The sequence below is a fragment of the Pseudoalteromonas sp. A757 genome, assembly GCF_004103285.1.
GTDB classification, from domain to species: Bacteria; Pseudomonadota; Gammaproteobacteria; order Enterobacterales; family Alteromonadaceae; genus Pseudoalteromonas; species Pseudoalteromonas galatheae.
Genome location: NZ_QNQN01000051.1, coordinates 33816 through 58648 on the forward strand (window position 1 = coordinate 33816; position 24833 = coordinate 58648).

Annotated in this window: 27 protein-coding genes; 20 read left to right on the top strand and 7 right to left on the bottom strand. The window is 42.4% G+C overall.

Annotated features, from left to right (window positions below; translation table 11 throughout):
• Window positions 1–121: 121 nt before the first annotated feature.
• The 3 genes from DRB05_RS01790 to hslR form a co-directional block, all read right to left on the bottom strand.
• On the bottom strand, window positions 122–1660 hold the full coding sequence (locus tag DRB05_RS01790; protein WP_128725412.1) for a phosphoenolpyruvate carboxykinase: 1539 nt from the start codon (window positions 1658–1660) through the stop codon (window positions 122–124).
• A 263-nt stretch (window positions 1661–1923) separates the two neighbouring features.
• The gene (gene hslO / locus DRB05_RS01795; protein WP_128725413.1) at window positions 1924–2769 is read right to left on the bottom strand and encodes an Hsp33 family molecular chaperone HslO; all 846 of its coding nucleotides are present in this window, start codon (window positions 2767–2769) and stop codon (window positions 1924–1926) included.
• Window positions 2770–2780: 11 nt separating this feature from the next.
• Window positions 2781–3191: a ribosome-associated heat shock protein Hsp15 gene (gene hslR / locus DRB05_RS01800; RefSeq protein ID WP_010378496.1), complete on the bottom strand. Its 411-nt coding sequence runs from the start codon at window positions 3189–3191 to the stop codon at window positions 2781–2783.
• 275 nt (window positions 3192–3466) lie between these two features.
• Between hslR and gspC the strand changes: the two genes are divergently transcribed.
• The 13 genes from gspC (at window position 3467) to DRB05_RS01865 (ending at window position 15456) form a co-directional block, all read left to right on the top strand.
• The gene (gene gspC / locus DRB05_RS01805) at window positions 3467–4351 is read left to right on the top strand and encodes a type II secretion system protein GspC (protein WP_128725414.1); all 885 of its coding nucleotides are present in this window, start codon (window positions 3467–3469) and stop codon (window positions 4349–4351) included.
• A gap of 27 nt (window positions 4352–4378) precedes the next feature.
• Window positions 4379–6445, top strand: coding sequence for a type II secretion system secretin GspD (gene gspD, locus DRB05_RS01810; protein WP_128725415.1), 2067 nt, complete (start codon window positions 4379–4381; stop codon window positions 6443–6445).
• Between the two features lie 91 nt (window positions 6446–6536).
• Window positions 6537–8024, top strand: coding sequence for a type II secretion system ATPase GspE (gspE, locus tag DRB05_RS01815; RefSeq protein ID WP_174171065.1), 1488 nt, complete (start codon window positions 6537–6539; stop codon window positions 8022–8024).
• Entirely contained in the window at window positions 8024–9250 is a 1227-nt protein-coding gene (gene gspF, locus DRB05_RS01820; RefSeq protein ID WP_010378505.1) for a type II secretion system inner membrane protein GspF, read from the top strand. Before gspE ends, gspF begins: the two co-directional genes overlap by 1 nt.
• A gap of 64 nt (window positions 9251–9314) precedes the next feature.
• The gene (gspG, locus tag DRB05_RS01825; protein WP_275669069.1) at window positions 9315–9740 is read left to right on the top strand and encodes a type II secretion system major pseudopilin GspG; all 426 of its coding nucleotides are present in this window, start codon (window positions 9315–9317) and stop codon (window positions 9738–9740) included.
• 3 nt (window positions 9741–9743) lie between these two features.
• Window positions 9744–10337 (top strand): prepilin-type N-terminal cleavage/methylation domain-containing protein, encoded by a 594-nt coding sequence (locus DRB05_RS01830; RefSeq protein WP_128725418.1) that lies wholly within the window; start codon window positions 9744–9746, stop codon window positions 10335–10337.
• A complete protein-coding gene (gene gspI, locus DRB05_RS01835) occupies window positions 10334–10711 on the top strand; it encodes a type II secretion system minor pseudopilin GspI (protein ID WP_128725419.1) in 378 nt (125 codons plus the stop codon). Before DRB05_RS01830 ends, gspI begins: the two co-directional genes overlap by 4 nt.
• Entirely contained in the window at window positions 10711–11349 is a 639-nt protein-coding gene (gene gspJ, locus DRB05_RS01840) for a type II secretion system minor pseudopilin GspJ (protein WP_128725420.1), read from the top strand. Before gspI ends, gspJ begins: the two co-directional genes overlap by 1 nt.
• Complete coding sequence (gspK, locus tag DRB05_RS01845; RefSeq protein WP_128725421.1) at window positions 11346–12347, top strand: type II secretion system minor pseudopilin GspK; 1002 nt, start codon at window positions 11346–11348, stop codon at window positions 12345–12347. Before gspJ ends, gspK begins: the two co-directional genes overlap by 4 nt.
• The gene (gene gspL, locus DRB05_RS01850) at window positions 12344–13549 is read left to right on the top strand and encodes a type II secretion system protein GspL (RefSeq protein ID WP_128725422.1); all 1206 of its coding nucleotides are present in this window, start codon (window positions 12344–12346) and stop codon (window positions 13547–13549) included. The genes gspK and gspL overlap by 4 nt, the downstream gene beginning before the upstream one ends.
• A complete protein-coding gene (locus tag DRB05_RS01855) occupies window positions 13546–14019 on the top strand; it encodes a type II secretion system protein M (RefSeq protein WP_128725423.1) in 474 nt (157 codons plus the stop codon). Before gspL ends, DRB05_RS01855 begins: the two co-directional genes overlap by 4 nt.
• Window positions 14020–14021: 2 nt before the next feature.
• Window positions 14022–14780, top strand: coding sequence for a type II secretion system protein N (locus DRB05_RS01860; RefSeq protein ID WP_128725424.1), 759 nt, complete (start codon window positions 14022–14024; stop codon window positions 14778–14780).
• Between the two features lie 106 nt (window positions 14781–14886).
• Entirely contained in the window at window positions 14887–15456 is a 570-nt protein-coding gene (locus DRB05_RS01865; RefSeq protein WP_128725425.1) for a UPF0149 family protein, read from the top strand.
• Window positions 15457–15459: 3 nt separating this feature from the next.
• Here the strand turns inward: DRB05_RS01865 and DRB05_RS01870 are convergent, their stop codons facing one another.
• Together DRB05_RS01870 and DRB05_RS01875 are read right to left on the bottom strand one after the other, a co-directional pair.
• Entirely contained in the window at window positions 15460–15663 is a 204-nt protein-coding gene (locus DRB05_RS01870; protein WP_128725426.1) for a hypothetical protein, read from the bottom strand.
• On the bottom strand, window positions 15663–16022 hold the full coding sequence (locus DRB05_RS01875; RefSeq protein ID WP_235956582.1) for a hypothetical protein: 360 nt from the start codon (window positions 16020–16022) through the stop codon (window positions 15663–15665). Before DRB05_RS01875 ends, DRB05_RS01870 begins: the two co-directional genes overlap by 1 nt.
• Window positions 16023–16271: 249 nt before the next feature.
• Between DRB05_RS01875 and ccoG the strand changes: the two genes are divergently transcribed.
• Genes ccoG through DRB05_RS01900 form a run of 5 tightly spaced genes read left to right on the top strand, consistent with a single transcriptional unit; the run spans window position 16272 to window position 20543 of the window.
• Complete coding sequence (ccoG, locus tag DRB05_RS01880; RefSeq protein WP_128725428.1) at window positions 16272–17729, top strand: cytochrome c oxidase accessory protein CcoG; 1458 nt, start codon at window positions 16272–16274, stop codon at window positions 17727–17729.
• Window positions 17730–17773: 44 nt separating this feature from the next.
• Window positions 17774–18748 (top strand): serine/threonine protein kinase, encoded by a 975-nt coding sequence (locus tag DRB05_RS01885; protein WP_128725429.1) that lies wholly within the window; start codon window positions 17774–17776, stop codon window positions 18746–18748.
• A gap of 16 nt (window positions 18749–18764) precedes the next feature.
• Complete coding sequence (locus DRB05_RS01890) at window positions 18765–19388, top strand: thiol:disulfide interchange protein DsbA/DsbL (protein ID WP_128725430.1); 624 nt, start codon at window positions 18765–18767, stop codon at window positions 19386–19388.
• An 18-nt stretch (window positions 19389–19406) separates the two neighbouring features.
• On the top strand, window positions 19407–20036 hold the full coding sequence (locus tag DRB05_RS01895; protein WP_010604382.1) for a thiol:disulfide interchange protein DsbA/DsbL: 630 nt from the start codon (window positions 19407–19409) through the stop codon (window positions 20034–20036).
• Window positions 20037–20084: 48 nt separating this feature from the next.
• Entirely contained in the window at window positions 20085–20543 is a 459-nt protein-coding gene (locus tag DRB05_RS01900; protein ID WP_128725431.1) for a DUF523 domain-containing protein, read from the top strand.
• A 10-nt stretch (window positions 20544–20553) separates the two neighbouring features.
• On the opposite strand, the gene trmA is transcribed toward DRB05_RS01900, so the two are convergent.
• Window positions 20554–21648 carry a tRNA (uridine(54)-C5)-methyltransferase TrmA gene (trmA, locus tag DRB05_RS01905; RefSeq protein WP_128725432.1) on the bottom strand — a complete coding sequence of 365 codons (1095 nt, stop codon included), beginning with the start codon at window positions 21646–21648 and terminating at the stop codon, window positions 20554–20556.
• Window positions 21649–21812: 164 nt separating this feature from the next.
• Between trmA and DRB05_RS01910 the strand changes: the two genes are divergently transcribed.
• Both DRB05_RS01910 and murI read left to right on the top strand, forming a co-directional pair.
• A complete protein-coding gene (locus tag DRB05_RS01910) occupies window positions 21813–22940 on the top strand; it encodes a DUF5610 domain-containing protein (RefSeq protein WP_128725433.1) in 1128 nt (375 codons plus the stop codon).
• Window positions 22941–23003: 63 nt separating this feature from the next.
• Entirely contained in the window at window positions 23004–23780 is a 777-nt protein-coding gene (gene murI, locus DRB05_RS01915; protein ID WP_128725434.1) for a glutamate racemase, read from the top strand.
• Here the strand turns inward: murI and DRB05_RS01920 are convergent, their stop codons facing one another.
• Window positions 23781–24248, bottom strand: coding sequence for an RNA-binding protein (locus DRB05_RS01920; RefSeq protein ID WP_128725435.1), 468 nt, complete (start codon window positions 24246–24248; stop codon window positions 23781–23783).
• Window positions 24249–24833: the final 585 nt, after the last annotated feature.

Sequence of the window (24833 nt, forward strand, 5' to 3'; positions counted from 1 at the left end):
ATATAAGCATGTATGTACCTAAATGTTAATACCAAGTTTGTTGAAAGATATTCATGTGTAAAATGGGCATAAAAAAACGCCCAAACAAGGGGCGCTTTTGATAAAGGAATCTTTCTTAGATTTAGCCGCGAGGACCTGCTGCTTTGATCGTTTCAGAAACATCGTATTTAGCGAAGTTTTCTTTGAAATCAGCTGCAAGCTTAGCTGCATATTCCGCATACTTAGCTTGATCTTGCCATGTATTTACTGGATTAAGTAGCTTGCTATCAACACCTTCCACTGCCACTGGTACATCTAAATTTAGTGCCTCAATGTGCTGTGTCTCAACGCCTTCTAATGTATCGTTCACGATTGCGTCAATCACGGCGCGAGTTGTTGGAATGTCAAAGCGTTTGCCAATACCATAAGGACCACCAGTCCAACCTGTGTTTACTAGGTAAACTTTAGCGCCAAACTCACGCACGCGTTTCATTAGTAGCTCAGCGTACACGCCTGCTGGGCGAGGGAAGAAAGGAGCACCAAAACAAGTCGAGAAAGTTGATTCGATATCAGAGGTTGAACCAATCTCAGTTGAGCCTACTTTCGCTGTGTAGCCACTAAGGAAGTGATAAGCCGCAGCTTCTTCGCTTAGGATTGAAACAGGAGGTAATACGCCACTCACGTCACAAGTTAAGAATACAACTGCACGAGGCTCGCCTGCGCGGTTTTCAACTTTACGTTTTTCAACATGCTCAAGTGGGTAAGCTGCACGCGTATTTTGCGTTAAGCTTGAATCGGTATAATCAGGAGTACGCGTTTCATCTAGTACGACGTTTTCTAAAATAGTACCGAAACGGATTGCATCCCAAATAACTGGTTCGTTCTTTTGTGACAGGTCGATACATTTCGCATAACAACCGCCTTCAATGTTGAATACGCTACCAGGCGCCCAACCGTGCTCATCATCACCGATAAGAAAACGCTTAGGATCCGCAGAAAGCGTGGTTTTACCTGTTCCTGATAGACCAAAGAATAGCGTCGTGTCGCCACCTTCACCTACGTTTGCACTGCAGTGCATAGGTAGTACGCCTTTTGCTGGTAGTAAGAAGTTCTGTACAGAGAACATCGACTTCTTCATTTCACCGGCGTAATGCATACCTGCGATAAGTACTTTGCGCTGTGCAAAGTTAATGATAACGGTACCGTCGCTGTTTGTGCCATCACGCTCAGGATCACAAACAAAAGAAGGTACGTTCATCACCTGCCATTCAGGTAAATCAGCTTTGTTATAAGAGTTAGGTTCGATAAACATGTTTTTAGCGAAAATGTGGTGCCAGGCAGTTTCCGTCGTTACAACGACTGGTAAATAATGCTCAGGGTCCGCACCGACTTCTAAGTGAGAGACGAAGTGGTCATTTTCAAGAACGTGCGCTTCTACGCGAGCCCATAAAGCATCAAACTTAGCACTTTCGAATGGGCGGTTTACGTTACCCCATTGGATGTCATTTTCTGTGCTTGATTCTTTCACGATGAAACGGTCGTTTGGTGAACGTCCAGTACGACGACCAGTTTTTGCAACAAAAGCTCCATTTGCGGCTAAAGTGCCCTCGCCACGACGGATAGCGTGTTCGACAAGTTCAGCTGCGGTTAAATCGACAAAACGAGTAGCGCTTGAAGTCATGTTTATACCTAAAAAGTGAGAGTTGAACGGGATAGCTCTGGGGTACTCTTGCCCTTAGCTAAATTTATAGTAACAGATGAAATTGAGATATTCGAGCCTTTAGAGTGCTTAAAATTACATAAAAACGTCAAAAAACTTGAATAATTTCAATGATACCGGTGTCATAATTTTTATATGTTTTATGACACCGGTATCACTCAATAGCCATAAAAAAACCGCCAAAAATGGCGGTTTCATTTTGTAATTAAGGGCTAAAGCGAAACTTAATTAAATAGTAATTTAATATCTTGCTCGTTAAAAATGTAGTTTTTCAAGCAGTAATGACAACTAATATTAACTTCACCGTGTTTTTGTATGTCTTCCATTAAGGCTTCTAGCCCAACATTGGCCAGCGCATTTTCGGTTTTTTCACGACTACATCCACATACAAACGAGATAGCTTGTGGTTCAAAAAGTTGAGGATTGTCTTCGTGATACAGTCTTGTTAGTACGGTATTCGCGTCCAAATCTAGTAGCTCTTCATCTTTAATCGTGTCGCTTAGTGCTTCTAGATGTTGGAAGTCGGCGATAGACTTTTCTTTATTGACAGGCAGTACCTGTAAAAATAGACCTGCAGCTTTTACTTTATCGCCAACTAGGCTTGTTGCGAACCATAAACGGGTTTTCAACTGCTCGGATTGCTCGAAGTATTCTTCTAAACATTCGGCAAGTGATGCTTTAGAAAGTGGAACTATGCCTTGATAGCGTTCGCCTTTTGTCGGTGTAATGGTGATAACCATATACCCTTTACCCATTAGCTCAGGTACAGATGATCCTGAAACCTCAGATTGCAGTCTTGCTACACCACGCATCTGTTGTTTGTGATTACCATTGATCACCGCATATTTTACTGGTCCATCACCTTGAAGCTGAACAGCAATGTCACCTTCAAACTTTAGCGTAGCGGTAAGCAAACTGGTTGCAACCAATAACTCGCCTAATAGCTGCTGCACAGGCTCTGGGTAGTCGTGACCGCTAATGATGTCAGTAAAAGTCTGTTCTATTTGTACAAGCTCACCACGTACGTCTAACTTGTCGAAAATATAACGGTGAAGTAAATCAGTCTGCATCAATGAAAATCCTAGTTTGATTTCAATTTAAGTAATTCACGGCGTTGTTTCTTGTCCGGCTTAGTGGCAGGACGAGGCGCAAACAAACTGTTGTTTTGGCGCGCCAACGCATTTTGAGTTCGTTTTTCAATGCTTGCTTCAGACTCTTCATAGAGAGTTTGAGCAATAGGAGCGGCTTGTCGCTTTTCCATGATTTTGAGTATGGTGACTTCTTTCTCTTCATATCCTTGGGCTAACTTTACCACGGCGCCAACTTCAACCGTTTTACTTGGTTTACAGCGCTGACCGTTGTAATGTACCTTGCCACCTTGGACCATATCGCGAGCAAGTGCTCGTGTTTTGTAGAAGCGAGCAGCCCATAACCACTTATCAATACGAACTTTCTGTTCGGATTGGTTGTTTTCCTGTTGGAGTTTTGTCACAATTCGTTAACTATTTGCCAGTGTGAAATTTAACCTAGCAAATTTAGCATATTTCGTTATGCAAACAAAGTAGATGGCAGGCACTAAACTTGTGAGTTAATCGCACTTTACCTAAAAAATGAACTAATATGTGTATCTATGTTCCAAGGTTAAGTTTAGATTCAGTTAATTGGCCTAGGGTGTACCTATTTAATTAAAAGTTTAACAATTGCACGCTTGTTGAAAAAATGTCGAGGCGGTACACTGGGGCGTTCAGAGAATAAGAAAAGTATTATATGGAATTACAGTTACAACAGCTCCAGAAGTTTTGGCTTAGTTTACCTCACGCAAAATTGAGTCGTATCCTTGTTGTCCTGTCGGTTGTTTACGTTGCGTTTCTCTTTTCGCAATTATTTTGGTTGTTATGGCCAGTGCCGCAAACGCAGCCTCTGCTCCCAGCATCACAACTGTATAGTCAATCAAGTAGCGGTATTACTAGCCAAGGAATTGTCACTCAAAACTTGTTCGGGGAAGCAAATGCTAAACCTGATATCAAGCCGCAACCTGTGGTTTCTGATGCGCCAGAAACTACGCTAAATGTCAGGCTCACTGGGATTGTAGCGGTTAGCCAAGACGATGGCGCTGGCCTTGCTATTATTGAATCTCAAGGCCGCCAAGAGACCTACTCTGTGGATGCATCAATTACAGGAACTCGCGCGAAGCTTGCCCGAGTATTACCTGATCGTGTGATTTTGGATGTTAGTGGACGTTTTGAAACGCTGATGTTGGATGGATTAGAGTTCAGTCGCACAGTTGCGATGCCATCTAGGGCTAAGCAAATTGTTAATACTAATACTGCGCCAAACCCTGCTGCCAGTGAATTAGCGAATCGACGTCAAGAGTTACTTAGCGACCCTGGAAAGTTATTTGATTATATAAAAATCTCTCCAGAGCGGCGCAATGGTGAATTGGTTGGGTATCGACTTACACCAGGCAAAGATCCCGACCTATTTAAACAGGTGGGACTGCAATCGAATGATTTAGCAATCGCGATAAATGGATTTCAGCTTACGGATATGAAACAGGCTATGTCAGCTATAAATGAACTTAGAACCAGCACAGATGCAAACATCACTATCGAGCGAGACGGTCAAGTGATGGATGTTCAGTTTAGCCTGTAAAGTTACTAATTTTGGAGTTTTAGAATAATGGGTAAAAAGCTACACCTCACAAAAACCAAAAAAGGGTTAGCTAAGTATGCAACGCTCTTGATTGCTGCTGGTATTTCACTTTCTGTTTCTGCGGTTGAATATGCCGCGAACTTCAAAGGTACAGATATTAATGAATTCATTAATATCGTCAGTGATAAGCTGAATAAAACCATCATCATAGATCCTAACGTACGCGGTAATATCAATGTCCGCAGTTATGAGTTGATGGATGAAAAACTGTATTATCAATTCTTTTTAAACGTGCTTGAAGTGTATGGCTATTCAGTTATTGAAATGGATAGTGGTGTGCTTAAGGTGGTTCGTAGTTCTGATGGTAAAAAGTCGAACGTGCCTTTGGTATCTGGTGAGGAGCTAGGTAACGGTGACGTTATGGTAACGCGTGTTGTTCGTGTGAGAAATGTCAGCGTGCAAGAGCTTGGTCCACTTATTCGTCAATTTAGTGACCAAAAAGATGGAGGTCATGTAACAAACCTGAATTCAGCAAACGTGATGATGCTAACGGGTCATGCATCCTCAGTGAACCGTCTAGTTGATATTATTAAAACGGTTGATCAAGCAGGTGATAAGCGTGTTGATATCGTTAAATTGAAGCATGCTACTGCTGAAGATGTAGTTAAAGTCGTTGAAAAGATTTTCCAAGATTCAGGCAAAGGTGGTGTACCGGATTTCCTTATCCCGAAAATAGTATCAGACACTCGTACCAACAGTGTGATTGTTAGCGGTGAGTCGCAAGCACGTAGCCGAGCTGCAGAGCTTATCAAGCGTTTAGACGATGAGTTGCAATCTCAAGGCAACACTCAGGTTTTTTACCTTAATTACGCTAAAGCGGAAGATCTGGTTAAAGTTCTTCAAGGCGTGAGTAAATCGATTGAAGAAGAGCAAGCGGCAGGTCAGCAGGCGAGAACTCGCAGTAGCAGCAAAAATGAAACTAGCATTGAGGCGCATGAAGATTCAAATTCACTGGTGATCACAGCGCAGCCGGACACCATGCGTTCGCTTAGCCAAGTGATAAAAAAACTGGATATTCGCCGAGCGCAAGTGTTGGTTGAGGCAATTATTGTTGAGGTTTCAGAAGCTGACGGTATTAACCTTGGTTTACAGTGGATCTCAGAGAAAGGCGGTATGTTACAGTTTAACGATGGTAAAGTAGCGCCAATTGGGTCTTTAGCCGTCGCAGCGCAACAAGCTCGAGATATTGAGGTGAAAGGTACGATCGTTGGTAGTGATGATAACAAGGTTTCGAACACAGTTGAGACTCAGCGAGGTGACTACACAGGATTAGCAAAAGTACTTGGTGGCATTAATGGTTTAGCCGCAGGTATTGTTAAGAATGATTGGGGTGCAATTATTCAAGCTGTAACGACGGACTCTAACTCGAACATTCTGGCCACGCCGTCTGTGACAACAATGGACAATGAAGAAGCTTCCATGATTGTCGGTGAAGAAGTACCAATCGTTACTGGCTCTACGGCAAATGATAATAACTCAAACCCATTCCAAACCGTTGATCGTCAAGAAGTAGGGATTAAGCTCAAAGTAACTCCGCAAATCAATGATGGTTCTGCGGTTCAGCTTACCATTGAACAGGAAGTATCAAGCGTGAAAGGTGCAACATCGGTGGATATTCGGGTTGCGAAACGTGCCATTAACACTACCGTTATTGCAGATGATGGCGGTATGGTGATTTTAGGCGGCCTAATTGACGAAACAGTAAACGAAGGGGTATCTAAGGTACCTTTATTGGGTGATATTCCAGTACTGGGACATCTATTTAGATCGACAAGCTCAAATAAAGAGAAGCGCAACTTGTTGGTATTTATTCGCCCAACTATTGTGCGCGATAGCCGTAGCATGAATGAGATCAGTCATTCCAAATATAACTTCATTCGTGGTGAGCAGTATAAGAAAAGAGAAGACGGTATCGAGTTGATGCCATTTGAAAATACGCCAATCCTACCAAAGTGGGATGACAAGTTGACTCTGCCACCGACGTATGAAGAGTTCTTAAAAGAACAAAACAAAAAAGAGCGTGAAAATGATTGATGAGAAAGTCACGCCGGATTTAGGAGCTGAGGCTGAAGAGATGGCAGCGCAGCTTCAAAGCGCAGAGCCAATACTAGATGAGGTGGCTGAAATGCCGCCTGTCCCCGCAATCACATTACGTTTGCCATTTTCGTTTGCACGTCGAAAAGGCGTACTACTTAGTCCAGATGGCGATCAAGCTAAGCTTTTCCATAAAGGTACCCTTGATCTCGAAACGCTAATGGAAGTACGTCGCGTTGCAGGCAAAACATTACATCTCGAAGCATTAGATGAAGAACGTTTTGAGCATATGCTTGAAGCGTCTTATCAAAGAGACAGTTCAGAAACACAACAGATGATGGAAGACATTGGCAACGAGATGGACTTGTTCTCGCTTGCTGAAGAATTACCACAAACAGAAGACCTGCTTGCTGCGGATGATGACGCGCCTATCATCAAGCTCATCAACGCTATGTTGAGTGAAGCGATAAAAGAAGGCGCATCAGATATCCATATCGAAACCTTCGAGCAAGAACTGGTTATTCGCTTTAGGGTTGATGGTGTACTGAAAGAAGTATTGAAGCCAAACCGGAAACTGTCTTCATTGTTAGTGTCTCGTATCAAAGTAATGGCTAAGCTCGACATCGCAGAAAAACGTGTACCGCAAGATGGCCGTATCAGTTTGCGGATCGCGGGACGTGCTGTAGATGTACGTGTATCAACGATGCCATCAAGCTTTGGTGAGCGCGTGGTACTGCGTCTACTAGACAAAAATAATGCGCGATTAGATCTCGAAGATCTGGGCATGACTCAAGCAAACCGCGACGCATTTGCAGAGATAATTGCTAAACCGCACGGTATTATATTGGTTACCGGTCCAACGGGTTCAGGTAAGAGTACGACCTTGTACGCAGGCATGACCCAAATCAATTCTAAGGACCGCAATATTCTAACGGTTGAAGATCCGATTGAATATGAGATCCCAGGCATTGGTCAAACACAAGTAAATCCAAAAGTGGATATGACATTCGCTCGAGGTTTACGTGCGATTCTACGTCAAGATCCAGACGTGGTGATGGTTGGTGAGATCCGAGATTTAGAAACCGCACAAATTGGTGTTCAAGCCTCTTTGACCGGACACTTGGTATTATCCACACTGCACACGAATACGGCCGCTGGTGCTATCACGCGTATGGAAGACATGGGGGTTGAACCGTTCCTGTTAAGTTCATCACTACTAGGCGTGCTGTCACAACGATTGGTAAGAACGCTTTGCCCTAATTGTAAAGAAGCGCATTTGGCGGATGAACGAGAATGTGAGCTACTGGGTGTGGCCAAAGACAGTGGCACGCAAATCTTCCGTGCGGTCGGCTGTGAAGAATGCAACTTCAATGGTTACAAAGGTCGGACAGGTATTCATGAGCTTCTCATTGTCGATGAGCCTATCCGTGAACTGATTCATAACGGTAAAGGTGAGCAAGCGGTAGAGAAGTATATTCGTAAGCGTACACCAAGCATCCGACAAGATGGCTGTTCGCGAGTACTCGCTGGTCAAACAACCTTAGAAGAAGTAATGCGTGTAACGCGTGAGGAAGGCTAATGGCAGCGTTTGAATACCGCGCTTTAGATGGTAAAGGCAAAGAGAAGAAAGGAATTTTAGAGGCGGATACGGCAAAGCAAGTTAGGCAGATGCTGAGAGAAAAAGCCATGATGCCACTTGAAGTTTTGCCTGCTGCTGAGAAAGATAAAAACCAAAGTAGTGGTGGTTTTACGCTTTTTAAAGGCTATCGTCCTTCGGTATCAGATCTTGCCTTGATCACGCGTCAGTTGGCGACCTTGATCCAATCCTCTTTACCTGTTGAAGCAGCAGTGATGGCGGTAGCGGAGCAATGTGAAAAGCCAAGACTAAAGCGTATGCTGATGGCGGTAAGATCAAAAGTCGTTGAGGGTTATACGCTTGCAGATGGAATGTCGGAATTTCCTCACGTATTTGATCACTTGTACCGCTCAATGGTTGCCGCTGGAGAAAAGTCGGGGCACTTAGATGAAGTACTAAATCGCTTGGCCGATTACACTGAGCAGCGCCAACATATGCGTAGCCAAATTACGCAAGCGATGGTGTATCCCATTATTTTGGTCATCTTTGCTATCGCGATTGTTTCCATTCTATTAGGGACGGTAGTACCAAAGATCTTGAAGACCTTTGAGAAGTCTAAGCAAGCACTGCCTTGGACAACTGAGTGGGTTATGGCTGCCAGTAATTTTGTACAAAACTACTGGATGATCACGTTGGCAGTGGTTGTCATTGGTACCTACGCGATTAAAAAAGCATTACAAAAACCTAAGATCCGCTTTTGGTATGATAGCAAGTTGTTGAGTTTACCGGGTCTTGGTAAGGTAACTCGCAGCGTGAATACTGCACGATTTGCGCGTACCTTAAGTATTCTCTCATCGAGTTCTGTTCCACTGCTTGAGGGTATGAAGATATCAGGCCAAGTACTTGAGAACGAAAAAATCAAAGCATCTGTTGCAGAAGCAGCGACTCGGGTGAGTGAAGGTGCAAGCCTTAGAGCGTCGTTGCAACAGACTAAAATGTTCCCACCTATGATGCTGCATATGATTGCCAGCGGTGAGAAGTCGGGTGAATTAGAGCAGATGCTTGAGCGTGCAGCGAATAACCAAGAAAGAGAATTTGAAAGTATGGTAAATGTCTCGCTGAAGTTGCTAGAACCTGCGATGATAGCGACGATGGCAATTATTGTACTGTTTATAGTTATGGCGATTCTTCAGCCGATTATGGCGATGAACAAAGCCGTAGGATTGTAGTCAAAAAGGAAAGGCCATCGCATGTTTTTGCATGGTCATCAATAACAGCATTGAGGTAAACATTGTGAAAAAACAATCAGGTTTCTCACTACTAGAAGTGATGGTGGTACTTGTTATCATCGGTATGATCTTATCTATCGTTGCGCCTAACGTGATGGGCCAACAAGAAGAAGCTGCAAAAGAAAAGGCACGTCTAGATATTCGTCAGATTGAAGACGCAATGAAGATGTACAAGTTAAAAAACAAGCGCTACCCAACCACAGAGCAAGGTCTAGAAGCTCTAGTAACGCAAACAAATATTGACCCTGTACCGAAGCGTTTCCCTGAAGGTGGCTTCATTTCTAAGCTTCCAGAAGATCCATGGGGTAACCCTTACCAATTAGTAAGCCCAGGCGAAATGAGTCAAATCGATATTTTTTCAATGGGCCCTGATGGCGAAGTTGGAACCGACGATGATATTGGTAACTGGGATTCGGAAGACGAACGTTAATCTATGTTAGCCACCCTGTACAAACCGGCATTAGCTAAGGCAAAGGGCTTCAGTTTACTTGAAGTCCTTATCGTCTTGGTGATCATTGCTTTTTCAGTAAACCTCATTACTTATACTGTCAGTGATAGTGATGAGGAAGAGCTGGAAACCATGGCTATGCGTGTGCAGGGAACGGTTAATCTCGCCTCAGAATTTGCGGTACTTAATCAGGTTGAACTTGGTTTTCACTTAGATAAAGGTGTGATTGAGTTTTTGGTTTTTGACGGTGAGAAGTGGCGAACTTTCGAAGCCGACGATATCTACAAACCAATTGAGCTGCCTGAGCAGTACAAAGTGGAATTGATCCTAGAAGATCTGCCATGGTCTCAAGATAACTTACTTGAGCAAGCGAATTGGCGAGAGCTGATGAGTGGTGGTGACGACGACAATTTACTTGAACTTAAAAAGCTTAAGATCCCGCAAGTACTTATTTTATCTTCCGGTGAAGTCAGCGCATTTAGGTTAAGTGTGGAAAATAAAGATCTGCAAGAGCCCATATTTTTCATTGAAGGTGAGTTTATGGCGCCAGTCGGGCTTAAGCGGGAACCTGAAGAATGAACGCTAGAAAAAGCGTAGGCTTTACCTTGCTTGAAGTCATGGTTGCACTAAGTATTTGCGCCGTTGCTGGTATTGCCGCAATGCAAGCAACGAGCGAACATATAAATCATATCAGCTCGCTTGAGGAGCAAACCTATGCGTCATGGGTAGCAGAAAATCGCTTGGTATTTTTACGTGCACAAGGCGATGACTGGCATGGGAAGAATGGTAACAAAGGCGAAGAGGAAATGGCAGGGGTTACATGGTATTGGCAACAGCATATCCAACAGACCACAGATCCCAGCTTTGTAAAACTCACTGTTCATGTGTTTCGTGAGCCAGAACTTAAAAATTCAGTGTATGACATCACCACTTTTATGTACCGGAGTAAGTAGTGACAGTGCATACACCACAGCGTGGTTTCACGCTTATAGAAGTCTTGTTGGCACTGGCTATTCTAGCGGTAGTGGTAACGGCAACGCATCAGATTTTAGATTCAACGCTGAAGGCTCAAGCGGCTTCAGCGGAAAAAATAGCCGAAATTGAAGGTTTACAAACAACTTTCCGCTTGATGGATCAGGATTTTAATCAGATCACTAAGCGAGAAGTCAGAAATGAAGCTGGGGATTTTAGCCCAACTTATATCATCCATGGCCGTTATGAGCTTGAGAGCCAATATGATGGTATCGCTTTTGTTCGTGATGGTTGGACTAACCCTATTAGTTTATTACCACGCTCCGAACTCCAGGCTGTGGGCTACCGGGTTATCGATGACAAGCTTGAACGTATTTATCGGATATACGTTGATCAACTAGATGGGACAGAGCCTCGTGCTCAAGTTATTTTGGAAGACGTCGAAGAATTAAAGTTTGAATTTTTGGATGACAAGCAAAAGTGGCAAGCTGATTGGAAGTCTAAATCGTTACCTAAAGCCGTTAGAGTGACATTACAAAGAAAAGACTCAGATCCGATTAGCCGTTTATTTTTAACGCCAGGTAGTGGCGTTGTTGACGACAAGGGACAACAGCCATGAAGCAGCAAGGTGCGGCGCTCGTTATAGTGCTTTTTATTGTCGCTTTGGCCGCGACAATTGCAGCTGAAATGGCGAGTAGTTTAATGGTGCAGGTACAAAAGGCCTCGAATATTCAAACTCAGCAACAAGCCAAGTGGTATAGCTATGGCGCTGAGGAATTAGTCAAAAGAGCATTAGTACAAGCGAAAAAAGATGATCCTGATACCGTTAATCTAGACCAGCCTTGGGCCCGTGAAGAAGTGCCTTACCCTGTTGACCATGGTACGTTGAGCGGTAAAGTTACAGACTTACAGGCATGCCTAAACCTAAATGCTTTGAGAGCAAAGTCACAAACAAATGGAAATGACCAAGGTAGTAAGCAGGTTGGTGGAAAGAATACTAACCCAGCCCATGCTGCGCTATTGGAGCTTTTGAAGAATATTGAGGATTTGCCGAGTAACGAAAGCGAGGAAGCCCTTGCTGATAGTGTCTACGATTGGCTTGATGAAGACAGCATTACTTACCGCTCCGGGGCAGAGGAAGACGAATATATGTCTAATCAGACGCCTTATTTAACGGCTAATAATTTGATGGCGTCTGTTAGTGAGCTACGAGTAATTAAGGGCTTTAATCCGCTGGTGATGGAAAAGATTAAGCCTTACGTTTGTGTGATCCCTGGGAGTGAGGAGCTCGCAGTAAACGTCAATACGATACTGCCAGAGCAAGCACTTTTACTCAGTGCGCTTATACCAGGTTTATCGAAATCAGGTGCTGAAGCTATTATTTCTGCAAGACCAAAAAAAGGTTTTACAGATATCAACGAATTTTACACGGAAGTCGCGAATCAAGGGGTCAAAAACCCTAACAAGACTTCCAAAATTTTTACGATTAACAGCAATTATTTTCAGTTGCGAGCAACTGCTGTGTTTGATGAGCGACGCTTTTCTCTCACATCAATTATAGAAACAAAAGATGGTAAAGCGTACGTGCTTGCTCGTAAATTTGGAGGCGTAGAGTGACAGAACAATTATTGATCCGTGTGGATCAGTCACACCAGGCGACAATACACTGGTTAGTGTGGTCAACAGAACAACAACAAATTATTGCCAGTGGTGAACTTGAAGGGAGTGAACAACTTGGCACCCTCGCTGAAAAAGCGCATACAAGACCGGTTGTTTTGTTACTACCAGCGACAGCGGTGCAGTTACGCACACTTGAGTTACCAGCAAAATGGAATAGGAAACTAGAACAAGCCTTACCGTTTATGCTTGAGGAACACGTTGCGACCGACATTGATGCGCTGTTTATCGCAATTGGTAAGCCGGGTATGAGAGCCGACACACATACAATTGATGTCGCGATTTGTGATAACAATTGGCTACAAAGCTGGTTTAGTACTTTCGATGATGCAGGGATAAGTATAAATAAAGCATTACCGGATGCCCTATGTTTGCCCCTTCATGAAGAGATGACTAGTGCCGTGCAGTTGGGTCAGCAATGGCTATTCAAACACAACGCTTGGCAAATTGGCACTGCTGAACTTAGCTGGGTCAATGAGTACCTCGCCATTGCGGGTGTTGAACAGTTAGCGCATTTTAGCCCAGCAAGTGATTTCTCAAAAACGATAACGCTTACTGCGCAACAGCAAGATTACGACTTACCTTTAGCCATCTTCGCGAAATCACTATCAAGTATTGACTTTAATTTGCGTCAAGGGCGGTTTGCTGCCAAGAAAAAGCAGCCGCAGTGGTGGCGAGATTGGCGCAGTGGCCTAATAGCGGCGAGTGTGGCAGTAGTAAGCTTTATCGCAATTAAAGGCACACAGCTGTATGTGATAAGTCATCAAGCTAATCAGCTAGAAACCCAAGCGGTCACTATGTATCAACAGGCATTTCCAAATAAAGTAGTGCGTCCACACTTATTGAAAAAGCAGATCCAGAATGAGCTTGATGCGTTATCTGGCACGGAACAGGGCGGTTTGCTCGAATTAACTAATCACTTTGTGGCGATTTATGAAGAGATTGATGCCTTTGCCCCTGAAACGCTGCGTTATGACAAACGTAGGAATGAACTCAGAATTAGAGCGCGCGCAAAAGAGTTCCAAGTATTTGGTCAGGTTAAAGCAATTTTAGAGCAACGTGGTGTGAGCGTTGAACAGGGTGCCTTGAACAATGATGGCGACTTTGTGGTGGGTGAAATTCGTATTCGAGGTGCAGCATGAAGCAGCAAGCAGTTAATTACTGGCGTGGTTTAAAAGAGCAAGAACAAAAACTGCTGATCGTTGCCGGCGTTATTTTTGTCGTTTTTGTTCTGATAATGGGCATATTCAAACCGCTAAATCAGGCTGTCAGCGATGCCGAAGCTAAGCTAAAACGTAATCACGAACTCGTAAATTGGGTTGGTCAAAGCGTTAATAAGCTGAAATCTAGCAGTCCTGCACAGGTGATCAGCGGCGGTAATATCAGCCAGATAGTCAACAACACTCGTGGCCGTTTTCAAATTGATATCAGCAAAATGCAACCTAGTGGCGAAAGTTTGCGTTTAACCATCGATGATGTGGAATTTAATAAACTTGTTGCTTGGATAGATGAACTGACAAATAAGCATGGCGTAAAAGTAGAAAACCTAGACCTTACACAAGGGAATTTACCTGGCTTTGTGCGTGTTAGTCGCTTGGTTTTAGAGAAATAATTATGAAAAAAACACTATCTCTACTCATTATTTTTTTACTCGCATTTATTATTTTTAGTGCGTTTACTATGCCAGCAGCAGTATTGCTGCAAGTTTTTAAAGGTCAATTGCCAGCTAATTTGCAGCTAGGTGCAGTAAATGGCTCTGTTTGGCATGGTCAAGTGAGCGGTGTGAGATTCAATAACGTTCAATTGAATCAGGTTAAGTGGGAGCTTGAACCGTCATCGCTATTAATGGGTAATCTTGCAGGTAACCTACAGTTTGGTAATCCGAGAGATAAAAATGAGATCTCGGGCAAAGCCACCTTCTCATCGAATTTAGTAAGTAAATCAGTGACGGTAAATAATGCCTTACTTCGTTTCAGTGTTGAACAAGCTATGGAGCAAGTAACCTTGCCATTACCGGTTGATGCCAAAGGACGTGTTATCGTCAATGTGAAGAAGTACCAAAGTGGTGCACCTTACTGTGATGGACTAAATGGTGAGATCAGTAGTCCAAATATTGACGTGAAAGGCATGAATGGTTGGTTTAGTATTGGTGATCTCAGTGGTCAGCTCGATTGTAAGTCAGGAGACATAGCTGTGGTTGTTGACCCTGAAAACCGCCTGGGTTTACAGGCCGATGCAACACTGGCTGCCAATTTCCAATTTCGCGTTTCTGGTAATATTAAGCCAGATGCAAGTCTACCAAAAGAAGTACACGATGCGGTTAAGTTTTTGGGTAGACCGGATGGCGAAGGTCGCTACCCAGTAAATTTATAATATACTTCTGTCATATCAGACTTTAGTTAATCTAATCTCAGGTTAGTTATTAATATAAAAGCATTTTTATAGGCGCTGATATGGCGCCTAAGTTCAAGGCAACATTATGCACGACTTCTCTTTTACCGCAGCGGATCAGTTGAATCTAGAGAACTACTTTTCTGCGCGCAAACTTTCTATTGATATTGCTTTTTTACAAGGATATTTATTTGCTACCTGTATAGACCCAAACGGTATCGAGGTAGATAAGTGGCTTAAGACTTTAACCAATGCAGATCCCGAACTAGATGAGAGTATTGCATTTGCATTGATGGCTTTACATCACGAGATTTCAGAGCAGGTATACGAAACTGAATTTCAATTGCCTTGGAGTGGTGAAACACCACTTGAGCAAAAAATTAATTGGGCCGAAGGATTTTTAATGGCGGCGACGCCCTTTTATGAGCAATTGATGTCCAGTCCGCTCGCCGACGATATCAAACAAGCTTTGCAAGTGAGCACAGAACAACTTGGGCTTTTTGCACTTGGCGAGCAACAACTAACTATTTATTGTGACAAAGTAGGACAGTCACTGACCGAGTTTCAACTGACTCAGGCGCAATTAGCTGATGAGTTTGCCGCATCTTATGCTGAGTTAGTCGAAGTTGCCGCGGTGAATAGCGGACTATTTGAATAATCTTTATGCGAGATCTAACTCGATAAATGTGCAACCCTGTTGGCATTGAGCCACAGCTCTATTTGATGTCGATTGACTTAGACTGAGCACAATGGGTTGCTGACAGTCTGGGCAATTGACAACACGTCCTTGGCTAAGCTTTTTGATAAGCGCTTTTTGATCATTAAAGGATTTTGCCGACTTTTTATTTAATTGACTAAAATCCATTATAACCCCTTCGCTTCTTGAATAGCTTGCTCTGCAATTTCACAGATTTTTACCAGTTCAGGGCCGTAAAAATACAAGTTATAGTCATTTTCTTTACAATACTTGAGATGGAAAAGTCTCACTTTTTCATCTGTTGCCAAGGCTTCGTCAATATAGCGCTTTTCATCATCTGTCATAGTAATCGTCTTTACGACATTGGCTCTGGCGATTCTTGCGGCCGTGCTGCGTTGTACTTTGCTGGACTCGCTGAGTACTTCAACGCCTTGACCTAGCAATCTATCTCTTGGCTCTTTAATCAATGGATGATCCACAGTAAACAGAGCAACGACTATAATGGCTAATACTAAGAATTTTTTCATAATCTGACGCTGATTTGATCTAGCTAACAAAAATCTTGTTCCTAGTGTAATAAACTTGTCTGTCAGGTCGCAACAAGTCTCTCATCATTTATGGTGGGTTTTAGCTCAACTTACTATTAATCATAGAGTTTCAAAGCGTATAATAGTAAGCGCTAAACTATGTCATGGGGCACATTGCAATAGTTTAGCCTGTATTTTTCAAGGTCACTGTAGCAAGTGCATCTCGTTCCAAAGCACTAAGGAGCTTCCATGGAGAACGAAAGAATCAAGGTTAAAAATATACCGTCTGAAGTAAAAATTCAAAAGCCAACAGCTGGCACTGAAGGGAAATCGCTCAATAGCTCTACGCCCGATCGTTTTAATCCTCGCAATCGCATCTATGTCCGGGCGGTATCAGGCCTACACCAACTGCTAAGAAGGCGTATCGGCTTTATTGGTATGTTGGCATTTATGGCTTTGCCTTGGTTAAACTTTCACGGTCATCAGGCGGTGTTGTTCGATATTTTTGAGCAGAAGTTTAATATTTTTGGCATGACTCTATGGCCACAAGATCTCACTATTTTTGCTTTTATTCTAATGATAGCGGCATTTGCTCTGTTCTTGGTGACTACCTTCTATGGTCGGGTATGGTGCGGCTACACCTGCCCGCAAACTGTTTGGACGTTTATCTTTATTTGGTTTGAAGAAAAGTTTGAAGGAACGGCAAACCAGCGGAAAAAACTAGATCAGAGACCGATGGATTTTGATAAGTTTTGGCGGAAAACTGCAAAACACGGCAGCTGGATACTCTTTTCACTGTATACCGCAATCACTTTTGTTGGTTACTTTACCCCAATCCGCTCTTTGCTCCCTGATTTACTTACTTTTTCTGCAGGCTTTTATTCCGTCATTAGCATCATCGTTTTTACCATTTGCACTTATGGTAATGCCGGTTGGATGAGAGAAATCATGTGTTTACACATCTGTCCTTACTCTCGCTTCCAATCAGCCATGTTTGATAAGGACACGTTTACCGTCGCCTATGATAGCGAACGAGGTGAAAGTCGAGGTCCTCGAGGACGCAAACAAGATCCAAAAGCGCTAGGTCTAGGTGATTGTATTGATTGCAACCTGTGCGTTCAGGTTTGTCCTACCGGTATCGACATTCGTAATGGCTTGCAATATGAATGCATCAATTGTGGTGCGTGTATCGATGCCTGCGATGGTGTTATGGATAAGATGAACTACCCGCGCGGATTGATTGCTTACACTACAGAGCGCAATTTAGAATCATCTAGCGAAAAGACTAAACCAGTACGTGGTAAATTAATCGGTTATTTAATGATTCTAGTCGTCATCACGGGGGCATTAGTTGCGAACATTGCGATGCGTAAACCGATGGATCTTGATATTATTCGTGATAGAAATCAGCTTTATCGTGTCAATATTGAAGGGTTAGTAGAAAATACCTATACCCTGAAAGTGATAAACAAAGCGCAAGTTGAGCAGAAATTTTCTATTGCAATAACGGGTCTAAGTAATTATCAGGTGATCGGTAAACAAGAGGTGCACTTAGCTGCAGGCACGACATTAGATGTGCCACTCTCTGTTGTGATTGATCCATATGATTTGAAAAAGCCAGTGACTGAATTTGAGTTTGTGCTTATTAACCAAGATGATCCTGAAGAGCGGCTGGCGCAGCCGACCAATTTCTTCAAAGGAAGATAATAAGGTAAAAGCGAGGTATAAAACCTCGCTTTTTTATAAATATTATGAATGATTTTAGTTTTAATGCACTGACACCGGATCTTATTTTAGATGCGATTGAGACACTTGAGATATATCCGACAACGGGATTATTGGCCTTAAACAGCTATGAAAACCGTGTTTATCAATTTGGCGCTGAGGATGGCAAGCGCTATGTGGTGAAGTTTTACCGCCCAGCGCGTTGGACGGATGAACAAATTCTTGAAGAGCATGAATTCGCGCTGGCAGCAAAAGAAGCCGAAGTGCCAGTTGTGGCGCCCTTACTTATTGCCGAGCGTAGTCTGCATTTTTATGAAGGTTATCGCTACACGTTGTTTCCAAGTGTTGGTGGACGCCAGTTCGAGCTCGATAATCTAGATCACTTAGAAATTTTAGGTCGCTACCTAGGGCGCTTGCATTGTCTGTCGGCTGAGCGAGCATTCGAACATAGACCACAGCTCAACACTCAGCGGTTTTTGGTTGATGCACAACAAACACTGCTAAAAAGCCAGTTAGTGCCTAGTCATCTACATACTCCATTTGTTACTATTCTTGAGCAAGTTATTAACAAAGCAACCTCAAAGTATCAAGTTGCCAAAACGCTTCGGCTTCATGGTGATTGTCATGCTGGAAATTTATTGTGGTCTAGAGACCAATTGATGTTGGTGGATCTTGACGATTGTCAGCAAGGTCCAGCGGTACAAGACTTGTGGATGATGTTAAATGGTGACCGCAACGAGCAATTAGTACAATTAGATACCCTGCTTGTGGGTTACGAAGAGTTTATGCCGTTTGATGCAAAAGAGCTTGCGTTAATTGAGCCGCTACGCGCCATGAGAATGGTTAACTATATGGCTTGGGTGGCCCAACGCTGGCAGGATCCTGCATTCGAACGGAACTTTTCTTGGTTTGCGACAGACAAATACTGGGAACAACAGATCCTAGCGTTAAAAGAGCAATTTGCCGCATTAGATGAACCAAGTTTGAGCCTATTTCCTTAAAATTAGAGAGAGTAACATGCTAAAAAAATTAAAAGTCGCACTTATCGCATTACTTTTGCCCATTGCTGCGATGGCTTCAGACTTTACCGAGGGTGAGCACTACACAACCTTAACAACCGAACAGAGTAAATCAGAGAAAGTTACTGAATTTTTCTCTTTTTACTGTCCTCATTGTTTCCGCTTTGAGCCAATTGCTAAAGCGATTAAAAAGAACTTACCTGAGGGAGCGTACTTTGAAAAAAGCCATGTAAACTTCCTACGTGGTATTCCTACAGAAACGCAGAGCAATCTTAGCTATGCCTATATTATTGCTGAGCAAGAAGGCAAAGAGGATGTGATTGCTGAAAAGATTTTTAATGCTATTCATGTTGAAGGAAACAAACTGTTAGACATTAAAGATTTAAAAACGCTAATGGAGCTAAATGGGATTGCTGCTGAAAAGTTTGATCAGGCTGTAACGAGTATGCCAGTCGTGAGTGCTGAAAATAACATGCTTAAAGCACAAGAAAAGTTTTCTGAAGCGGGGGCGCTTACAGGCGTTCCAACTTTTATCGTAAACGACAAATACAGAATCGAAATGAAAGGTATCAAGAGCCAAGAACAGCTTGATGAATTGATCGCATATCTATTAAAAAAATAAGGACTGGAGAAAGTTAGTATGTTGAAAGTATTAAAAGGCTTAGCGGTTGCACTAATGCTTCCTCTTCTTGCTCAGGCTGCACCATTTGAAGAAGGTGTGCATTATGAAGTTATTGCCGAGCGCGGCACGAAAAAGCCTGAGGTAATGGAATATTTTTCTTTTTATTGTCCAGCCTGTAACGCAATGGAAAATTTAATCGTTGACGTTAAACCAAAGCTGGATGAGGGTGTTAAGTTTAAAAAAAGCCATATAGATTTTGTCGGTCCAAGAGAGCCTGAGATCCAACAGGTGTTGGCACAAGCACTTGCAACTGCTGAAGTGCTGCCACAAAAAGACAAGATAGTTGCAGCCATGTTTAATCATATCCATGGCAAGCGTGCAAAAATCAATGAACTTGCTGATGTAAAAGATATCTTTATTGCTCAAGGTGTTGAAGAAGAGAAGTTTGATAAACTTTATGCCAGTTTCTCTGTTCGTACTAAAGCTTCAAAAATGCAACGTATGCAGAAGACTCTTTCTGATAAAGGCGCGCTAACAGGGGTACCAATGTTCGTGGTAAACGGTAAATACAAGCTATTACTTCGTGAATCTGGTACGACTAAGCCAGAGCAAATTGCAGCTTTGGTGAATTATTTAGCAAAGAAATAAAATCTAATTTGTATTAGACTAGCCCTGCAATTATTGCGGGGCTTTTTTATGTTTAAAATTTTAGTTTCTAGCTGCTTATTAGGTTATCCAGTGAGGTATGACGCTTCTTCACAAAGCCTTCAAGACAATACCTTGCAGTATTGGCGGCAAAAAAATTGGGTCTTACCGCTATGTCCCGAAGTATCTGGTGGTTTACCAACACCTCGCCCATCGGCTGAAATAGCAGATGGTAAAGTTTTGAGTAAACATGGCGATGATTTTACCTCCGCGTTTGAACTCGGTGCTAAAAAAGCGCTAGCGGCTTGCCTACAGCACGATATAAAGTTTGCGTTGTTAAAAGAGTCCAGTCCGTCTTGCGGCAGCAATCTGATTTACGATGGTAGTCATACAGGTAAAAAAATAGTAGGGCAGGGGCTGACTGCGTCTTTATTACGGCAATCCGGTATTCAAGTCTTTAGCGAAACTCAACTGCCAGCACTTATCACAGCGATGGCAGCCAGTCGTTAATCGTTAGAGATCACTTTCTCACTAAGTAAACGCCAGATTCAATATGATGGGTATAAGGGAACTGATCGAAAATCGCCATACGTGCGATTTTATGTGTTTCACATAATAAGGCTAAATCACGTTCTAACGTGTCTGGATTACATGAGATATAAATAATGTTGTCGTAGTTGCTAACTAATCGACAGGTCAATTCATCCATACCTGCACGAGGCGGATCGACGAGAATCGTTTGGCAATCATAGGACTGTAAATCGATACCATCTAATCGAGAAAACTTTTGCCCTTTCATGGCTTGTGTAAACTCTTCACTCGACATGCGAATAATATCTAAGTTATCGACTTTATTTGCTGCAATATTAAATTGTGCAGACTTTACTGATGATTTAGAAATCTCAGTAGCCAGCACTTTATTGAATGAGCCTGCCAATGCAATTGAAAAGTTACCGTTACCACAATAAAGCTCAAGTAGATCGTTGCTTAGCGGTTCACTAATAGACTGTGCCCAAGCTAGCATTTTCTGATTCACTTCCGCATTCGGTTGCGTAAAGCTGTTCTCAACCTGCTGATAAATATATTCTTTACCGTTAACGCTTAGTTTTTCAGTTACATAGTCATTGCCAAACACAACCTTTTGTTTTCTAGCACGACCGATAAAATCAACTTTGTAGGTTTGCTGCAACTCGGTTCTTAATGTCTGCATGGCAGTCTGCCACGCTTCATCTAACTGCTTGTGATAAAGCAAGCTGATCAGTACTTCCCCACTCAGCGTCGTGAGATAGTCGATTTGAAACAGCTTACGACGCAATATTTCGTTGTCTTTTAGCTGGTGTATCATCACTTGCATCATTTCATTGACAAGCGGCGCACCAGGATCAAAGCTATCAACACGGATCTTTTCTTTTGTTTGCTGGTCAAACATGATGTGAAACAGATCTTCACCATCATGCCATACTCTAAATTCACAGCGCTGGCGGTAATGGCGAGATGCAGACTCATACACTTCAAGTGCAGGTGCATTAAACGGTGCAAATTGTGTTGTGATACGCTCAGCTTTATCCGCTAACTGTTGCTCGTATGCTGAATCATCAATTTTTATTACTGCCATGCTAAAACCATCTATGTTGAATTAAGAGGCGCTATTTTAGGGAGCGTTGCTAATTTGTCCAGTCTAGCATCACTGATGCATCTGGTTTGCTGTTTTTTTAATCATTATACTTTAGCTTTGCGCAAATATGCCGATAATCTAACTAATATATTGGAGGGCATACCATGAAAATCGGGCAATTAAATCAGTTGCTCAATCCAGCGATGCAGCATAAGCCTGGAAAGAGCAAAGGGATAGGACCAAATATCCAAATTAATTCAGACAGCTATGCGGGTGATAAATCCAAATTAGCTGCAAAAATTCTTGATGATAAGCTTGCAGAAGCGTTGGGGATTGAGAAGCCGACACAAGACAAAAAAGACAAGCCATTATTTGATTTTGAATCTATTGTCAAAAATGTACTCGATTTTGTTCAGGGTGCAGTGAAGAAAGCCAAAGTCGACGGCAAAAATGATGACGAGTTGAAATCCATGCTCGATGGGGCACGTAAGGGCGTGCTTCAGGGGATAGATGAAGCCAGCGAAGAGTTAAAAGGCATGGGGGCTTTTAATTCCGACATCGAAGATGGTATTGAAAAATCACGAGAAGGGATTTTTAAAGGTTTAGATGATTTTGAAAAAGAGCTGTTTGAAGAAAAGTCGCCAAAAGCATTAGCGATCAGTGCCGCGCAGTTTGCGAGCCTCTCTAATCAGGCTGAATATGCATTTACAACAGCTGAAGGAGATGAAGTCGTTATTTCATTCTCCGATGCATATTCTCAGGGAGCCGCTGCGAGTGTTGCTCAAAAAGGTAATGATTATGGCATGGCATATGGCACTAAGTCCTCTCACGAAGTCAGTTTCTCAATTAAGGTAAATGGTGAGTTGAACGAAGAGGAGCAGCAAGCAATTAACGATATGATGGAAGATATCCGTAATGTCAGTGACTCTTTTTTCGGTGGTGAATACGATGAAGCGTTCGATTTAGCAAAGTCGCTTAGTTTAAATTCAGATCAGATCACTAATTTCACGATGGATCTAAGACAAAGTAAAACGTCTGCTGCGATTGCTCAATATCAGCAAGGCAATCCAATGAAAGAGTTAGAGAAGGCATTTATGCCACTGAATAAGCAGTTAGCAGATGTGCAGGAGCAAGCTAAGGGACTCAATGCTGATAATGAGTTGCCAAACTTGTTTGCTTGGATGAATGAAGGCCAGTCGAGACTAAATGAGTTTTTGGATTATGCAAGTAGCTTTTTTAGTAAACTGAATGAATTAAATAAAGAGCATGTAGAGCAAAAACAAACAAGCTAAGCGAGTTTATTTTCGCGAGGACTCGTGGCAAACTTCATGCTCCATTGATTTGAGGAATGAAGTTTGTCGCATATTTTGGTTTTCGATTCGGGGATAGGTGGCACCAGTGTGCTGTCGCACTTAAAGGCATGTTTGCAGGGGGGTTCATTCAGCTATGTTATGGACAACGCTTTTCTCCCATATGGCCTTCAGCCTCAAGAGCTAATCAAATCACGTATCAAGGGACTGATTTGTTGGCAACAGCAATGTTTGGGCAATGTTGATCTTATCGTTATTGCTTGTAATACCGCTTCAACATACGCATTAGAAGAAGCCAGAAAACATACCCATATTCCAATTATAGGTGTTGTTCCTGCTGTTAAGCCTGCGGCGTCTAGTTCAAAGACCAAGCACATCGCACTATTGGCAACACCGGCAACGTCAAATAATGCTTATACACATAAGCTCATCATGGATTTTACCTCAGGTTGTAAAGTTGAAACTTTGCATTCCACGGAGCTTGTTAGGATCGCTGAGCGCTTTTATTGGCATAACGAGTTGGATAAAGAGGCACTTTGCGCGGAAATAGTCCGGCTTAACATTCCAGTCACTGTTGATAGGTTAGTGTTAGGATGTACACATTTTCCTTTGATAGCTCACGATATCAAGAATTGCTTACATAAGCATGTTAAGCTGGTTGATTCAGGCAAGGCAATAGCTAATCGCGCATTGTCATTGTTGGAAAGTCAAATAGTAGTAGGGGAAAAGGTGCCGAGTGCATCGGAAGTGCGTTTCTATGCAACGGCACCAGTAATAGGTAATAAAGAAGCAATCTCTATTATTAATTTAAATAAAGATTAATTAAGCAGGTGAGTGATCCATCTCACCTTCAGGCTTTTGCTTTGCTTCTCTTACTTTTAATGTACGCTGTTGAAATTCACGCTCATTGAGTTGAGTAATAGCCTTTTCCGCATCTTGCTTAGACATCTCAACAAAACCAAAGCCGCGACGTTTGCCTGTATTTTTATCCTTAAGTAGACGAACTGAAAATACTTGCCCTTGCTCTTCGAAAAGCTCGCGGACAACATGTTCGTTGGCTCGATACGGTAGATTACCTACATATAATGTAGTGGTTGATAAGTTTGATTGTTTTTCTTGTTGTGTATCACTTTTTAAAAACTGGCTTATTACACCACCGATGATAATACCTACGGCAAGCATAAGAGCAGCGTCGAACTGAGTAGAGCTTAATGCAAGATCAACAATGAAAAAGCTCGCTACTGCAATAACCAAAGTGATCAAAATTGCTTTATGATCAAAAGACTTCATATAAATATACCAATTGAAAGAAGGTTAAACATTAATTTAACAAGTGAGTTAGCTATCTTAACGAGTTAATTAAACTTCGCAATAATTAATATAGTTCTGATAGTAAGATTTGTCCTTTTTTGTATGGTTTTTATGCTAAAAAGCGGTTTTTGGTTGATTCTTGTTCGAACGATCAAAAAGATCGAAAAAAGGGTTGCACTAAAATCGGATCGCCCTATAATGCGACCCCACTGACACGGGGCGCTACGCTGAAAAGCAAAGCAGCAGCGAGTTAGCGTCAAGTAAAACTTAAGTTCGAAACTTCTGATAAAGAAATTCAAAATTAAGTGTTGACAAAAAATTGGGAATGCTTAGAATGCACATCCCTCGAAACAACGAAATGTTTCGAAACGTTCTTTAAAAATATGAAGCAATCATCTGTGTGGGCACTCGTACAGATTGAGTTCTAACAGCAGATTCTAGTTCGCTAGATGACGCAAACAAATTTAGAGTCTCAATTGAACTGAGTGACCAACAGAATAAACATAGTTTATTCAGCACAGTCAATTCGATACCGAAAGGTATCAAAATCAGAATTCAATGAGC